Origin of the sequence: Algoriphagus ornithinivorans, assembly GCF_900115305.1 — a bacterium.
GTDB classification, from domain to species: domain Bacteria; phylum Bacteroidota; class Bacteroidia; order Cytophagales; family Cyclobacteriaceae; genus Algoriphagus; species Algoriphagus ornithinivorans.
The window spans coordinates 1-1,137 of the sequence record NZ_FOVW01000022.1; the positions used below are offsets into that span (position 1 = coordinate 1).

The 1,137-nt window shown below is 38.7% G+C and carries 1 protein-coding gene; it reads left to right on the top strand.

Annotated elements, in window-relative coordinates; genetic code table 11:
* Positions 1-1,137 (top strand): CLIPPER-2 domain-containing protein (locus tag BM073_RS17915; RefSeq protein ID WP_407639976.1); only part of this gene is annotated, 1,137 nt, incomplete at both ends.

Consider the following 1,137-nt stretch of genomic DNA (forward strand, 5'->3'; position numbering starts at 1 on the left):
TGATGCGACGGGTCTGACCTCGAACGAGGCGACGATCACGATCGATTACGTACCGGTTGCGAGCAATGACAGCAGCACGGGCAATTTGCCAGAAACATCTGTCATTCTAGATGTATTATCTAATGATAATCTTGGAGATAATGTTGATCCGACAACAGTTCAGATAGTGGGTACACTGAATCCTGGTGATGCACTGGTAGTTCCGGGTGAAGGCGAGTGGACGGTGAATCTAACGACGGGAGCGATTACGTTTACGCCAGAAGTTGGATATTCATTTAATCCAACTCCTATTAGATATACAGTAAATGATGGACAGGGGAATGTTTCAAATGAGGCATTAGTTACAATCACTTATGATCAGAAAAATGAATTATTGATTTCTAAAGAAGCAGATGTTTCAACATATGATGCGGAAGGTCAAGAAATTAATTACAAGATTGTAGTTACTAATTCAGGAAATGTTACTCTGACAAATATCTCTTTGGTAGACCCATTGACTAATTTGGATATTGTCATAAATAGTTTAGCACCAAACTCTTCTGAGATTATAAATACAAACTATTTGGTAAAACAGTCTGATGTAGATTTCGGGAAAATAGATAACATAGCTATAGCATCATATTCTTATAATAATGAGGAATATTCTGTGTCGGATTCTGAAACTGTAAATGCATTACAGAGACCAGATATCTCAATTGAGAAAACTCTTCTATCCAATGATGATGCAGAAGGAGGTTTCCTTGACTATCAGATTAAAGTTGTCAATACAGGAAATGTAACTCTGTACGATATTTATGTCGAGGATTTGAAAGCTGGATTCAACGCAATAATCCCTGAACTAGCTCCAAATGGAGAAGAGGTGTTTGACGTTTCAGTAACGATTACTCAAGACATGATTGATGATAAGTGTTTCATCAATACAGCAACTGCTGAAGTAAGAGAATACAGTGGAAATGAAAATCCAGATCAAAATGGTTCTGGTGAATATGAAGTAATTCTTTCTACCAATGACGAAATAGAGGCTTGTTTCACTCAAAGTCCATCGATGAGTCTGGAGAAAGACGGAGTGTTCGTGGATGAGAACGAAGACGGTCAGGCGCAGGTAGGCGAGACGATCAGCTACACGTTTAAGGTGAC